This window comes from Zobellia barbeyronii (assembly GCF_018603515.1).
Lineage (GTDB): Bacteria > Bacteroidota > Bacteroidia > Flavobacteriales > Flavobacteriaceae > Zobellia > Zobellia barbeyronii.
In genome coordinates, this window is record NZ_JACATN010000002.1 from 403934 (window position 1) to 417963 (window position 14030).

At 35.0% G+C, this 14030-nt stretch carries 14 protein-coding genes; 9 read left to right on the forward strand and 5 right to left on the reverse strand.

Annotated features, from left to right (window positions below):
* Window positions 1–21 precede the first annotated feature (21 nt).
* Complete coding sequence (locus HW347_RS06265) at window positions 22–1785, reverse strand: DUF262 domain-containing protein (protein WP_214611062.1); 1764 nt, start codon at window positions 1783–1785, stop codon at window positions 22–24.
* A gap of 152 nt (window positions 1786–1937) precedes the next feature.
* Between HW347_RS06265 and HW347_RS06270 the strand changes: the two genes are divergently transcribed.
* The 3 genes from HW347_RS06270 (at window position 1938) to HW347_RS06280 (ending at window position 5619) form a co-directional block, all read left to right on the forward strand.
* The gene (locus tag HW347_RS06270; protein WP_214611063.1) at window positions 1938–2462 is read left to right on the forward strand and encodes a hypothetical protein; all 525 of its coding nucleotides are present in this window, start codon (window positions 1938–1940) and stop codon (window positions 2460–2462) included.
* A 428-nt stretch (window positions 2463–2890) separates the two neighbouring features.
* Window positions 2891–4933: a M13 family metallopeptidase gene (locus HW347_RS06275; RefSeq protein ID WP_214611064.1), complete on the forward strand. Its 2043-nt coding sequence runs from the start codon at window positions 2891–2893 to the stop codon at window positions 4931–4933.
* Window positions 4934–5004: 71 nt separating this feature from the next.
* Window positions 5005–5619, forward strand: coding sequence for a hypothetical protein (locus tag HW347_RS06280; protein WP_214611065.1), 615 nt, complete (start codon window positions 5005–5007; stop codon window positions 5617–5619).
* Window positions 5620–5777: 158 nt separating this feature from the next.
* Here the strand turns inward: HW347_RS06280 and hxlA are convergent, their stop codons facing one another.
* Window positions 5778–6407 carry a 3-hexulose-6-phosphate synthase gene (gene hxlA / locus HW347_RS06285; RefSeq protein WP_214611066.1) on the reverse strand — a complete coding sequence of 210 codons (630 nt, stop codon included), beginning with the start codon at window positions 6405–6407 and terminating at the stop codon, window positions 5778–5780.
* A 53-nt stretch (window positions 6408–6460) separates the two neighbouring features.
* Window positions 6461–7045, reverse strand: a complete 585-nt coding sequence (gene hxlB, locus HW347_RS06290) for a 6-phospho-3-hexuloisomerase (protein ID WP_214611067.1) — start codon at window positions 7043–7045, stop codon at window positions 6461–6463.
* Between the two features lie 228 nt (window positions 7046–7273).
* Here hxlB and HW347_RS06295 point away from each other — a divergent pair, with 228 nt between their 5' ends.
* Both HW347_RS06295 and HW347_RS20820 read left to right on the forward strand, forming a co-directional pair.
* A complete protein-coding gene (locus HW347_RS06295; RefSeq protein ID WP_155596005.1) occupies window positions 7274–8116 on the forward strand; it encodes a helix-turn-helix domain-containing protein in 843 nt (280 codons plus the stop codon).
* Window positions 8117–8317: 201 nt separating this feature from the next.
* Window positions 8318–8503, forward strand: a complete 186-nt coding sequence (locus tag HW347_RS20820; RefSeq protein WP_394370273.1) for a DUF4269 domain-containing protein — start codon at window positions 8318–8320, stop codon at window positions 8501–8503.
* A gap of 85 nt (window positions 8504–8588) precedes the next feature.
* On the opposite strand, the gene HW347_RS06305 is transcribed toward HW347_RS20820, so the two are convergent.
* Together HW347_RS06305 and HW347_RS06310 are read right to left on the reverse strand one after the other, a co-directional pair.
* A complete protein-coding gene (locus tag HW347_RS06305; protein WP_155596003.1) occupies window positions 8589–8993 on the reverse strand; it encodes a hypothetical protein in 405 nt (134 codons plus the stop codon).
* A 277-nt stretch (window positions 8994–9270) separates the two neighbouring features.
* Entirely contained in the window at window positions 9271–10410 is a 1140-nt protein-coding gene (locus HW347_RS06310; RefSeq protein WP_214611068.1) for a Gfo/Idh/MocA family protein, read from the reverse strand.
* A 231-nt stretch (window positions 10411–10641) separates the two neighbouring features.
* Here HW347_RS06310 and HW347_RS06315 point away from each other — a divergent pair, with 231 nt between their 5' ends.
* The 4 genes from HW347_RS06315 (at window position 10642) to HW347_RS06330 (ending at window position 13997) form a co-directional block, all read left to right on the forward strand.
* Window positions 10642–10926, forward strand: coding sequence for a hypothetical protein (locus HW347_RS06315; RefSeq protein ID WP_155596001.1), 285 nt, complete (start codon window positions 10642–10644; stop codon window positions 10924–10926).
* A 70-nt stretch (window positions 10927–10996) separates the two neighbouring features.
* On the forward strand, window positions 10997–11467 hold the full coding sequence (locus HW347_RS06320; protein ID WP_214611069.1) for a hypothetical protein: 471 nt from the start codon (window positions 10997–10999) through the stop codon (window positions 11465–11467).
* 11 nt (window positions 11468–11478) lie between these two features.
* Window positions 11479–12165: an SGNH/GDSL hydrolase family protein gene (locus HW347_RS06325; protein WP_214611070.1), complete on the forward strand. Its 687-nt coding sequence runs from the start codon at window positions 11479–11481 to the stop codon at window positions 12163–12165.
* Window positions 12166–12275: 110 nt separating this feature from the next.
* A complete protein-coding gene (locus HW347_RS06330; RefSeq protein WP_214611071.1) occupies window positions 12276–13997 on the forward strand; it encodes a phytoene desaturase family protein in 1722 nt (573 codons plus the stop codon).
* Window positions 13998–14030: the final 33 nt, after the last annotated feature.

A 14030-nucleotide genomic window follows, 5' to 3' on the forward strand; every position in this document is an offset into this window, starting at 1 on the left:
ACGTGTCAATAAAACATAAAATTAATTTTCTTTAAGAATCTCGTCTTGAAAATCTAATAGTTCAGACTTAATAGAAGCATAAATTAATTCAAAACGATCACTAATAAATTGTTTATAATCCGTATTATAACTTCCGTCAACAAGCTTTTCGTAGTTAGGTATTAAATGAGTATCCAAGCACTCCTTCATTCTGCCATTTACTGAAAGTGGAGTTTCAGTTAAATAGATGGATGGTGCCTTAGCTCCATATTTCTGATTGGATAACTTCTCAATTACAGCCTTATTCAAAATAGTATCAACGTTTTCTGACTCGTAAGACTCTTCTCCAAATTGTTCCGAAACGAATTTTTTAGGAAAAATATGATGAACATCAATCTTTACGGATGTGTTTACAAGCACCGTATTACTCCAATTTTTAAATCTATCCTTATGATTAAGTACAGACATTATGCCATTGAACGAGGCCCCTTTGCTTGTTAAATTAATTAATTCATCTTTGTCAATTTTTATCTTCAATTTCTTAAACTCATTTTTAGTAATTACTCTATTGATTGCCAAAGATTCTAGAAGTTTACAATCTTCAACAATAACATTGTTCGTAGATCCAGCCATGCCTCCACCATACCTCATATTTATTAGACTCGAATAGAACCAAAAATTAAAATATTTGAGCTGAATTTGGGTCATCTGAGAGAAGTCTTGATGAGGAAGATTCTTAAGAAAGTGTGCCATTGGAATGAGCATGGTTTTGTAGTTTAACCATGAAAAATTAATGACCAAACCATCAGACAATAAATAACTATGCACCTTATCAAAAAGTTTAGCTATAAGCTCCCAATGTTTATTAAAATGAGCGGCTTCTAACTCAGTTAAAATAGTTTTTTTATCTACTTTATCAGCTTCCAAGAACGAGATGTAGCGTATAATCGACTCCACAATACTAGAATTAATAGGAATAGTATAATCTTCAGAAAGCTTCTCAACTTCTTTTCCTAGTTTAAATCCTACATAAACTTTAGCAGTAATAATATCTGTAAAATTGAGGTTTACGCCTTTAGAATTACTGCGTTCAAAGAATAGACAAAACTTTTCCAAATCCATATCTAATAGAAAAACTGATAGAAGGGTCTTATCATCCAATATTTTGTTGAATTCATGCCTAATATTTAATAGGCAATCGAAATATTCTTCTTCTAAATTAACATATTCAGGATTATCTTTGACTGTTTCCCATTCACTGTCAAATATGCCCTCCCTAAGTACTTTTTCTTTACTCGCTGGATTTTTGTAAATTTCATTAACCGTAAAGCATAGTCTATCGTCAATTTTTCTAAAACTAAACCCGTCTATAACTTCTATAATGTCCGGTTGTTCGATTCCAACGGATGGAAGTTCACTTGGCTTTTTCAAGATGAAATAAATGTCATCAATTCCATATAACGCTCTATATAAACTCGTAACTCTTTGTTGCCCATCTAAAAGCACATAGTGATCATTATTATCGAAATCCTTAGCCTTGAAGTTAAATTCTTTCAGTTTAGCTCGACTTCCTCTTCCTTTTCGCGGACGGTTATCAATTTCTCTACAGGAAAGTGGAAACTTGGGTTTCGATTCAATCAAAGCACCAATAAAAATTCCTCGAGCAATTGAATCGAACAAATCAACAGATCTTTCAATGTTCCAAGTAAAATCTCTTTGAAACTCTGGGAGATATAGATGTTTATCTACCAATTTATTCATTAACATTCTAATCGAATTTGGATCTCTTGTATAATTGACGCTCATTTCTTTTGATTTATTCTTTAAAATTAACTTATTTATTCATCTGTCTATGGCTTTAATAGATAATCCTTCAAATAATCTCAAATCTTGAAAATCTTTTCAACAAGAATTTTAAGGAGATTCAACATCCTTCAATTGGTCAATGACTGGATTTATTGAAAACAGAAAATCCAGACGTTTTTAGTCTCAATGAACAAAGAACTGTTAAACTTTATAACCAATCTATTCTTTCCAGTTTCGAAAATGCAAAAAATAACGAAAGGCTTGTGGAATGCTATGAAAAAGCAATTGAACTAAACTTTAACGAAACCAAAATTATTAAAGGATTTGCCAACGACTTAATATCATCATTTGAAAAAATCAAAAGCGCAATTAGGTTTATCGAAGACTCAAAGATTCAAATAATAATTCTGACTTATGATTTTGAAACATACGCTTGGATAAGTGGGTTTGGAGAAGGTAATTATCCTATTTTAGAAAAACCTGAATTGAGTATCCTTCTTCTGCTTGCTCATATCTTCAAAGTCTGCCATATTTATTTTCCGAAGTGTTGGGATGCTTTTCAAAATCAAATAGATATAGATAGCTTTTACATAAAAAAAATAACACACAAGTCAATTACACGTACCGTTAGATTTTCAAAAAAAAAGTTTTATATTGCAGTAGCACTTATGGTGTAATCTCCCCCTACATTTTGGTAACAAAACAGCTATACGTACTACTTACGATATGCATTGCTATTACAAAATAATCGTACGAGTAGATATAGCCAATTGTTGTTTTTCAATATAACCAACCAATAACCGATGATAAAATTCTTTAGAAAATTAGACAAAACTTACTTTCAAAAGGAAAAAATGGAAAGTATTTTAGATACGCTGTTGGAGAAATTATGAATTCCAGAGAACTAATGAATATAGAAAACGATGGTATAAGATTTTCATTAATAGCACTCGAACTTTCTATGGAATTAGTAAAGTTTCAAGAGAATACTCTAAATGCATTACAAAAGAAAATATTAGGGCCAATAAGTCTAAATGAAATCATAGCCTACTATCTACAGGCTATACTTATATACTAAACGCTAACCACTATTAAAACTAATCCTATGAAAGCAAAATTTGTAATTAAAATTTTATCGCTTTTTGTAGCGCTTGTAAGCATAAGCTGCAAAAGTGATAGTAAAGAAGAAAAAGAGATAGTACTTACCTCTGGAGTTTTAGGGGAATATATGGATACTTCTGTGAAGCCTGGCGATAATTTTACTGCTTTTGTTAATGGTACTTGGATGAAAAATACTGAAATTCCTTCGGATAAATCTTCTTATGGTATTGGATACATACTTCATGAAGAATCGGAAGATAGTGTAAAGGAAATTATAGAGGGATCAGCAGACGGAGAATTTGAAAAAGGTACGGATGAACAAAAAGTACAAGATCTTTACAAGTCATATATAGATCTTGAAACAAGAAATCAACTTGGTGCTTCTCCTTTGCAACCTGAATTTGATAAAGTTGATTCCATAAATAATTATGATGATTTGGCCACCTATTTTGCTTATGCTAATAAATATGGCATTAGCGTACCATTAACTCTATTTGTATACCAAGATTTAAAAAACCCGACTATTTATACTGTATATACTTATCAAGGAGGTTTAGGATTGCCAGATCGTGAATATTACCTTAAAGATGATGATCGTTCTAAAGAGATTAGAGCAAAATACGTTGAACATATTAAGAAAATGTTTGATTTAGCAGGTATACAGGCTGCTGAAAAAGCTGCTGTAAAAATAATGTCAATTGAAACAGCAATTGCAGAAAAGCACTTAGAAAAGGAAAAAACTAGAGATTTAGTTAGTTTGTATAATATGTTTCCAACGGATACGCTTTCTAACATTATGCCAAATTTTAATTGGACGGGCTACCTTGAAGAAGCTGGTATAAAAGATGAAAAAAATCTTGGGGTATTAATGTTGGATTACACAAAAGCTTTAGACAAAATCATCACATCCACTAGTATTGAAGATTGGAAAATCTATCTAAAATGGAGTGCCCTTAACACCTATGCCTCGCGTTTGAGTAAAGCAATTACAGATCAAAATTTTGATTTCTATAGTAAAGAATTACGTGGTACACCAGAGCAAAGACCTTTATGGAGACGTGGCGTTTCAACTGTAAATGGCACTTTAGGAGAAGTGGTCGGTAAAATTTATGTAAAAAAACACTTTCCGCCAGAGGCCAAAGAAAGAATGGAAACATTAGTATCAAATCTTTTAAAGGCCTATGAACAAAGTATTAAGGAACTTGATTGGATGAGTGCTGACACCAAAAAAGAAGCCTTAGATAAACTAAGCAAATTTACTCCCAAAATAGGGTATCCAGATAAATGGAAATCTTATGATATAGATATTAAGAGAGAGGACCTTTTTGGTAATTTGCAAAGAGCTGCTTTGATGGAATACAATCGTGAACTGGCTAAATTAGGCCAACCGATTGATAAAACCGAATGGGGTATGACACCTCAAACAGTGAATGCTTATTATAATCCAACATTGAATGAGATTGTATTTCCGGCTGCAATTTTACAACCTCCATTTTTTGATTTAAATGCTGAGGATGCCATAAATTATGGTTCAATTGGAGCGGTTATTGGCCACGAAATAGGACATGGTTTTGATGATAAAGGAAGTACTTTTGATGGAGATGGTGCAATGAGAAACTGGTGGACAGAAAATGACCTAGAAGAATTTAAAAAACGAACTTCTGCTTTAGTATCTCAATATGATTCATTTGAAGCTCTACCTGGTCTAAACGTGAATGGTGAGTTTACCCTAGGCGAGAACATAGGAGATCTTGGTGGTTTAAGCATCGCCTTAAAAGCATACAAAATTGCCTTGAATGGTAAGGAGTCTCCTGTTATGGATAATTACACTGGAGAGCAGCGTGTATTTATCGGATATGCACAATCTTGGAGAAATAAAATAAGAGATGAGGCCTTACGAGTGCAAATTAACACAGATCCTCATTCTCCAGCCAATTTTAGAGTAAACGGAGTGGTCAGTAATATTCCAGAGTTTTATACAGCCTTTAATGTTCAGAAAAGTGATTCCTTGTATTTAGCACCAGAAAAACGAGTGAAAATATGGTAATGTATTAAAGAATCATTGGCTTACAGCAGGTATGAAAAATAGCGAAAATATAAATTGAAGTAAATATTAATATGAGAATCTTAAAGAAGATAGGAAAAGGGTTCTTGGTTTTAATTATTTTAGTTCTTTATTCGTGTGGAAGTGCTAAATATAGTTGCCTTTTTGATACTGGAAAGGAATTGGATTTTAGCAATGGTAAATGGCTTCTAAATAGAACTGAATCCAACTCAAAAATATTCGATACCGAACTCTATCACAACTCACTTAAAAATTTTAAAAATATCCTTGGTGACTCTTTAATTGAAATAAACGATTTAAGAAGTACGAAGCTTGTTGCCCCAAAAATTAAATTTGATTTATCAACTTTAGATTTACAAGAACTAAAAAGAGACACGGACTGTGATTACATTATAAATATTGGAGGTAACGTCATTAGTGATGGTGCAGGAACATTGACATTTTCAAACCAAAATGAAAACTCTAGTAATAGGGCATCTGTTTCAATTTCAATCTATGACCTAAATGCAGAAACTCTTATATCTTCATCTCTAGTTTATGGGAAAACAGAAAATCAGGCTTCAGCTTTTGACAATAACGACAATTTACCTACCATAAACCCAAGTTCGCATATGATTATGCTAAAAGGAGCTAAAAAGCTTATAAAAAATACGAAAAGAATCAACTGAAGTAGTAATAATATCTTGGAGAATTTTTTATTTAAACGCAAGCTTAATAACCTATAAACAATCCATGCTTCGGGCTAAACAAAAACAACAAATTCCCGTAAAAAACATTTTACGGGAATTTGTATAATTTAATAAATCGGCTATCATTTGATAGCTTCTTATGCTAGCAACAACTCTTTTAATTCTTTGGCAGCTTTAGCTGGGTCTTCTGCTCCGTAGATAGCTGCTCCTGCAACGGCTACTGTAACACCAGATTCCTTAACCGCTGTAATACTACTTAGGTTTACACCACCGGCAATAGAAACTGAAACTCCAGCTCTCTTAGCTTCGTCTATCAAAACCTGGATTGAGTATCCTTCTTCTGCTTGCTCATCCAAACCTGCATGCAGTTCAACAAATTCCGCTCCTAAAGCAATAGCTTCTTGAGCACGTTTTACTCTGTCTTTAACACCAATGGTATCTACAACAACACCTTTACCATGTGCTTTTGCAGATTTTACTGCACCTGCTATGGTAGAATCTCCTGTTGCTCCCAAAATGGTAATATAATCTGCTCCGGCACCAAAAGCCATATCAGCTTCCAATTCTCCTGCATCGGCAGTTTTAAAATCGGCTAGAACCAATTTATCAGGAAAAGCATCTTTCATCTTTCTAATTCCTGATAAACCTTCACTCTTAATAAGTGGTGTTCCCAATTCTATAATATCTATGTAAGGCGCTACTTTAGTTGCTAATGCAATTGCGTCTTCTATTTTTAATAAATCTATTGCTACTTGTAATTTTACCATAATCTTATATTTAAAATGTTCTCTATTATTTACCTATTATCATTTTGTAATACCTACTCCATATTGGCATGACGCTTCCATAAATCCGAAGCCGGACTACCGTCCAATTCCCAAAGCGCTTGAATAAGCGCATCCATAACCAATAAAAGCGACTGCTCAAAAAGACTACCTGCGTATTGCTTGGAAACATCCTCATCTCTTTCCTGCTTTTGTGCAGCAGGTATCTTAACGCTGTGGTTTGCCAATAATGCCAATGGAGAGTCCATATTGGTCGTAAAGCACACAACCCCTGCTCCTACTATTTTTGCGGTTTCCGCTGCTCCTACAATTCCGCCAGTGGTTCCAGAACCAGAGCCTGCAATAAGCACATCTCCTTTTCGTATGGCGGGTGATGTTGTTTCGCCAACTACATGAACTTTATATCCTAAATGCATGAATCGCATTGCTGCTGCTTTCATCATGAGTCCGGTACGTCCTGCTCCCATAATAAAAATATGTTCGGCTTCTGTTATTACCGGAATTAAAGCGGCTATATCCTCATATTGGATAGCTTTTACCAGTTTCAGGTGTTCTTCCATAATGGTGTTCATGGCACGCTTAACTAGTTCAGTATCCTTTTTTTTGAGTGTATTTTCCATATCTAAATCGACTTAAAATCTTTTGGTCATTAAAACCTGATACAAAATTAGAGAGGCTTCTTCCGGTAGAGTTACACAATCTGATAGATGTCTGGTACAATCTGCCCATACCGACTTTTTAGATGGTGTTATTAGCTATTTTTGTGGTATATTTTGGAAACGGGTAGTTTTCTAGTCGATTATATCGATTAAAAAATACGTTACGAATTCAATCAAAAAACAGGTATTATGCTCAGTGATAAAGTTTTATATATAAGAGATTTGGGCAACTGCCCTCCTGCCTATTTAAACGACCCTGCGCGAAGAGATTTCTTTGAAATTGTATGGCTACGAAATGAAGACGCGCTTCACGTTCCTCAGCATGATTTCCAAACCTTAAAAGGAGATTGGATTTATTTAATTCCGCCATACAGAGTTCACCAGTTAAACAAAGCCGGAAAAAATGGTGTGTTGATTTCCTTTAAACAGGAACTTTTGGAAGGAGATTTAAAAGAATTCTTATTGGATGTTTTTAGAATGTTCAATATACAGGGGGAATTTTCTTGTCTGCAGGTGAATGAGGAGAGCTCAAAAGGATTGGTTTCCGTTCTTCAGCTTTTGGAGCAAGAATACAACCAAGAGGCTATTAATTTAATAATGATGAAAGCGCTTTTAAAAGTGTTTTTATTAAAACTGATACAACTAAAAGAACAGCACTTTACATTGCAGGACATTAACGAAAAGCGGGTTTACGAGTTTATGCTTTTGCTTGAAATGAATTATCAAAACGAACGTAATGCCGATTTCTATGCAGGAAAACTGGGCATTAGCGCAAAGCGATTAAATCAAATATTAAAAGAAAAACTTGATAAAACAGGCGTACAGCTCATTCACGACCGCCTTATATTGGAGGCAAAAAGGCAAATTATACATAGCGAGAATACCATTAAAGAAATAGCCTATAACCTAGGTTTTAAGGATCACTCCTACTTTAGCCGGTTTTTTAAATTGCATGCGGAGCAAACTCCTCAAGAATTTCAAGCTAATGTAAAAAAGCATGTCATCTCACACGACAATACTTTATATAGTTAGCGTAATTTTGAGCTGAATTTCATTCATGAAAAGGAAAGGTTTCTTTTGAAGAAGACATCTCAAAGCCTAAACTACAAGACTAGTATCGCATCCATTCAACAAAAATACAAAGAGCAAAAATTGATTGAGAATTTTAAAAATATTGAATAGCTGAAGTCTGGAAACGAGAGACAAAAACTCGCCTATGCTGAAATTAAGAAAATTCAAATTCTAGAGAAACTCAAAGAGTATAATCCTATTTTAACGGGAACCATTCCAATAGGGATTGACCTACCTGAAAGCGATTTAGATATCATTTGCTATTGCAAAGACCACTCAACTTTTAGTTTTTTCTTGCAACAAGAATTCTCGCATAAAGAAGGTTTTAAAGTTTACGCAACAACGTAATCTGGATAACAAACGTAGCTCTCAATAGAATTATAATAATCTTAAGCTTAGTGGAAAATTTAAGGTGAATCTAACTTACACCTCCCTATTCCATATCCGTATCTATATCACTCTTAGGTTGAATAACCATACTAAAAGAAGGTTCAGTTTCGGTAATACTACCCGCGCCTTTTCTATTGACTTTAAAAAGAACATCCTTTTTTGTAGAAAATAATATAACAGAAAAGAAATGACTTTTAAGATGAGATTTCAACACTTCAAAAGCCTCATCCAAAGTAAGTTCTTCTTCCCTGTCTTCGGTATCTTTAGATCGGTAACGAAATTTTAACAAGACCTTAAAACCATTTTTAGAATAGACCGGTCTTAAAAAGATATTTTTCAGATTAGGCTTCCCAATAGTCTTGGCCATAGTTAACTTGGCAAAGCTGCCTTCTTCAACACTTTCTTCTACCTGATTCCAGAATTGAACAAATACATCTTGATAAGGCATAGACTATAGATTATTAAGGTGATTTTTTGATGCTTCAAAAATAATACTAATTATTTGTTTTATCATCTTGCTATTCCTCTATAGATAAAATGACTGCAACCAAAACTGTTGTAGAAACACACAATCAAGCTATATTGATTGATACATTTAACCATATGCTAACCGTAATAAGGGTTTAAAAAACCTCACGCAAAAATCTATAGTCCAGTTCTCTAGAGTTCAAAAAAAAGGACGATTTAAAAACCGTCCCTTTCAAATCTATATATTACGTAATAGTTTACTGTCTTACAATTCCCATATCTCCTAAGTCCAATGCAACCTTGCTTCCACCTTCCTTAATAGATTTATAAATGGCTTCTACAATAATCATATCTCGTTTGCCCATTTCACCAGGCGCATAGTTTGTTGTTCCTAACATAATGTGCTTTGCAAAATCATCCATCTGAAGCTTTTGCATACTTTGATGAGGAAACTTTATTTCTTTCCCATCTGATGTGCGTCCGGCCAAAGGTCCGTAATTATGGCAAGGATTTAGCTCTGCCCATCCTTTTTCAAATGAAACAAATAGTCGGTTTGCATTCGCATTATGCGAGGTATATAAATTACCCACTACCCCATTTGGAAATTCCATCTGTGCGGTAATAGTTTCATCCGTATCTTTAAAATATTCCGGTCTTGAACTAAATTCTTGTGCAGAGACAGAAATAGGATTTTGCCCCGTACCGTATATATTACTCTGTATAGAGTATACGCCCATATTCATCAAAGCACCACCACCGGAAAGCGCATGGTTCAAACGCCATTGGTCTGGGTTTCCTCCAGATATATATCCCGCATCAGAAGATACGTAACGAACACTTCCATACGGCTTCTCCTTTACCAAACGTTTAATTTCTTTGGTATACGGATCAGATTGCATGCGATAGCCAACAGACAATTTCACACCAGCCTCGTTACAAGCGTTAATTATAGCGTCGCATTCTTCAACGCTAACTGCCATTGGTTTTTCGCAGATTACATGTTTACCGGCTTTTGCTGCGCGAATACAAAACTCCGCGTGCATGCTATTAGGAAGCACTACGTAAACAATATCAATATCTTTATTTTTAGCAATGGATTCAAAGTTCTCATAGTTGTATACATTCTTTTTAGGAATGTTGTACTTCTCCATCCACTCCTTTTCTTTTGCCGGAGTTCCCGTAACAATACCTGCCAAATAACAATTTTCAGCATCTTGTAATCCTGGTGCCAATTGTCCGCCACTATAACTCCCCAAACCCACTAAAGCTATACCCAGTTTCTTTTTATCCTTTCCCGAAGAAAATCCATATCCCAAACCAATACTGCTCAAAAGAGCGGTCCCGGCTATGCCTTGCGATAGTTTTGTATTAAAGCTTCTTCTTGATATATTTTTCATTGTGTGTTCCTTTTAAAATTTCCTCTCCTAAAATACATATAAATTAGATTCCTCTTCTAACATCCTTTAAGATCGCTACCAAAGAAGTATCAATTTGTAACATTTATGCTAAAACCTATACATATAGGTAAACTACCTCGGGGCAAGCCCACGAGGCATTAAAAGGAATACACTTTGATTTCGAGTCAAACCTCGGAGCATTTAATCTCAATTATCGAGTAAAACTAAATTATGGCAGGTGAAGGATTCATGGCGCATGCCATAAGCAGTTTAAAGCAAAATAGAGCTCTTCTTAAGAAACGTAAATTCAAAGACTTACGCGAACTCTACAAAAATGGGGTAAGTAAAACAGAGGTTGAATTTAAAAAGCTAGATGCTAAAGAATGGGCCGTGCTTAAAGAGAGTATTAAAAAACAGCATCAAAATAATCTTCGTATTGAGCTAATGATTTATATCCTATCATTGGTAATAACATTTTGTATTCTCTACTATATATACTGGTTCATCGTTAATTAACGCCTGCTCAATTAATTTTTATCTTTCCGGTTGAAAGGCTACCTTTATAAACAGCTAAACTTTAAAATTAATGGCGGCAAAACCTTCGGAATCCCTTAAGACTTTATCTATAATTCACCTCGCACTAGTAGGAACTATCCTTGCCTTTGGGATTTTTAAATTTGTTAGCAATGGCACTTTCATTGCTAATGCAAATCCAAATGATATCTTCATTTACGTGATACCTGTAGTGGCTGCTTTTGGTTATTTTATGAGTCAATTTATGTTTAAAAAACAATTATTAGCCATAAATAAAACTGACACTCTAACGTTGAAATTGGCAAAATACCAAGCTGCATCCATTGTAAAATATGCGTTTATAGAAGGACCTGCCTTTCTTGCCATAATTGCCTATGGTTTTAACGGGAATGCCCTTTTTCTGGTTATTGCAATTTTCTTAGTCGTGTATCTTTTTATGCAAAAACCCAATCAAAAAAAGTTTATGGAAGATGTGCCCTTGACCATAGAAGACAAAAAAGAATTTAAGAACACCAATAGATAATTACCTAAAGAATGAAACTCAAACCAACATTACTTGCTATATTAATGGGACTAGGAATAATTAATGGAATAAAGGGACAGGATTGGCCAAATTTAAGTCAGTTTCAAGAAGACAATACCAAACTGGCAAAACCAACCGCTAATGAAAACCGAGTCGTTTTTATGGGCAACTCCATTACTATTGGATGGATTAATTCCCGACCGGAGTTTTTTGCAGATAAACCCTATGTGAACAGAGGAATCAGCGGACAGACTACACCGCAAATGCTCGTTCGGTTTAGACCAGATGTAATTAACCTTCAGCCTAAAGTAGTGGTCTTATTGGCAGGTACAAATGATATAGCAGGAAATACGGGGCCATCAACCTTAGAAATGATTATGGATAACATTAAATCCATGGCAGATTTAGCAACCGCAAACGACATAAAAGTAATTTTGTCCTCTACCCTGCCCGCTTACAAATATCCATGGAAACCAGAGATGCAGCCCGCTCAAAAAATTATTAATCTAAACAAAATGATTAAAGCTTACGCCGAAGAAAAAGGTCATATTTATCTTGACTATTTTTCTGCTATGGCAGATGAGCTTAACGGCTTGCCAAAAAAATATGCCAATGATGGCGTACACCCAACAGTTGAAGGTTACAAAGTAATGGAACCTCTGGTAGAAAAGGCTATTGCCGAAGCTTTACAAAATTAAAAAGTAACATACCAATTTTAAAATAGGGCTTTAGCATAAAAAGTGATTTCTGTTTTTATGCATATCTTCGATAGTGATTCTATTTTTATTATCATTCTATAATCCTGCGAATGCAAGAAACAGTACAAAATTCCGGTTCAACAGATACCAAGAACCAACCCAATGCATACGATTCTATAATCATAGGTTCTGGAGCGGGTGGCTTGGCTACAGCTATTTGTTTGGCTAGAGCTGGCAAAAAAGTTTTGGTACTGGAGCAACATGACGTGCCTGGCGGTTGGTGCCATAGTTTTTACTTAAACGGACACCGATTTACTCCGGGCGTTCATTACGTTGGATTAATGGCCGAAGGTGAGGCCACCAATGATTTATATAGAGGTTTGGGCATTGCTAACGAACTTGTGTTTTTTAGAATGAATCCCGATGCGTACGAACATGTTCGTATTGGTAAAGAACGATTCGATTTTCCGGCCAATTTTAATTTGCTTGTAGAACGACTTTCCGCTCGCTTTCCGAATGACAAAAATCAGATTCACAAATACCTTAACCTAACTAGAAAAGTAAGTGAAGAGCTTTACTCACTCCCTTATTTTAAAGGGTTCTGGCAAAAATTGACCATTCCCTTTAAAACCAAACATTTTGGTAAATATGGGATGTTCAGCGTGAGAAAAGTAATAGGGTGGCATATAAAAAATCCGCTTTTGAAAAACATATTGAACATCCAGTGTGGGGATCACGGTGTTCAGCCAAAAAAGGTTCCTTTTGTATTGCATAGTGCATTAATGTACCACTATTTTCAAGGTGGATATTACCCCATGGGTGGCGGCGGTGCGCTCATAAAAGCTATGACCAATACGCTTAAAAAACATGGAGGAGAACTACGCACAAGTACAGCGGTTACAAAAATAATTCTAGAAGGCGACCAAAGGAAAAAAGCCGTTGGGGTTGTTTTAGAAAATGGGCAAGAAATTTATGCCGATACTATTGTATCCAATGCAGATGTAGGTATAACCTATAATGATTTGGTCGGAAGAGAAAACCTCAGTGCTAAATTTCAGCAGAAATTAGCTAAAACAAAATATTCCAGCACCTCATTAATGTTGTTTTTGATTGTTGATATGGATTTGCGCAAAGCAGGTCTGGACTCTGGAAATATTTGGATGATGCCCAATAAAGACACGGACGATTTTTACGATAGCATGTTAGAATCTGATATTTCAAAAGGAGATGCTTTTGAAGGAATGTTCATTAGCTGTACCACTTTAAAAGACCCTTCTAGTTTTGACGGAAAGTATCATAGTATAGAAGCCATTACTCTGGTTGACTATAAGGCTTTTGAAAAGTTTAAAGATGAAAATCAGGAACGTTCGCAAGAATACTTGGATTTCAAAGAATTGTTGATGCAAAAAATGATAAACGGATTAGAAAATGCTATTCCAGGTATCAGCAAGCACATCATTCAAAAAGACTTGGGAACTCCGTTAACCAATAAGTACTACGTTAATACCACGGACGGTAATATCTACGGCACCGAAAAAAGCCTAAAACATATTGGTCCGTTTGCCTACAAGGCAAAAAGTGAGATTGAGAATCTCTATTTATGCGGAGCTAGCATTCTTTCTCACGGTGTGGCAGGAGTTTCACACTCAGGTGTGGATACCGCAGCTCAAATTTTAAATTGCGACCCGGATGAGCTCAAAAAACCACAAGAAGACCAACATATAAGAATCTACGAAGCTGAGGATGCTACGGATTATCCAGAATGGATGTTGAAAAAAATAGCGGTGAAAACAGCAAGGGCAAAAAACAAAAGCGAAGAGATTAATACATAAAATGTATACTAAGTCACTTTTTACAATTTATTA

Coding starts and splice junctions, on each gene's coding strand:
- HW347_RS06265 (WP_214611062.1), bottom strand. CDS start 1,785: ATGAGCGTCAATTATACAAGAGATCCAAATTCGATTAGAATGTTAATG.
- HW347_RS06275 (WP_214611064.1), top strand. CDS start 2,891: ATGAAAGCAAAATTTGTAATTAAAATTTTATCGCTTTTTGTAGCGCTT.
- HW347_RS06280 (WP_214611065.1), top strand. CDS start 5,005: ATGAGAATCTTAAAGAAGATAGGAAAAGGGTTCTTGGTTTTAATTATT.
- hxlA (WP_214611066.1), bottom strand. CDS start 6,407: ATGGTAAAATTACAAGTAGCAATAGATTTATTAAAAATAGAAGACGCA.
- hxlB (WP_214611067.1), bottom strand. CDS start 7,045: ATGGAAAATACACTCAAAAAAAAGGATACTGAACTAGTTAAGCGTGCC.
- HW347_RS06295 (WP_155596005.1), top strand. CDS start 7,274: ATGCTCAGTGATAAAGTTTTATATATAAGAGATTTGGGCAACTGCCCT.
- HW347_RS06305 (WP_155596003.1), bottom strand. CDS start 8,993: ATGCCTTATCAAGATGTATTTGTTCAATTCTGGAATCAGGTAGAAGAA.
- HW347_RS06310 (WP_214611068.1), bottom strand. CDS start 10,410: ATGAAAAATATATCAAGAAGAAGCTTTAATACAAAACTATCGCAAGGC.
- HW347_RS06315 (WP_155596001.1), top strand. CDS start 10,642: ATGGCAGGTGAAGGATTCATGGCGCATGCCATAAGCAGTTTAAAGCAA.
- HW347_RS06320 (WP_214611069.1), top strand. CDS start 10,997: ATGGCGGCAAAACCTTCGGAATCCCTTAAGACTTTATCTATAATTCAC.
- HW347_RS06325 (WP_214611070.1), top strand. CDS start 11,479: ATGAAACTCAAACCAACATTACTTGCTATATTAATGGGACTAGGAATA.
- HW347_RS06330 (WP_214611071.1), top strand. CDS start 12,276: ATGCAAGAAACAGTACAAAATTCCGGTTCAACAGATACCAAGAACCAA.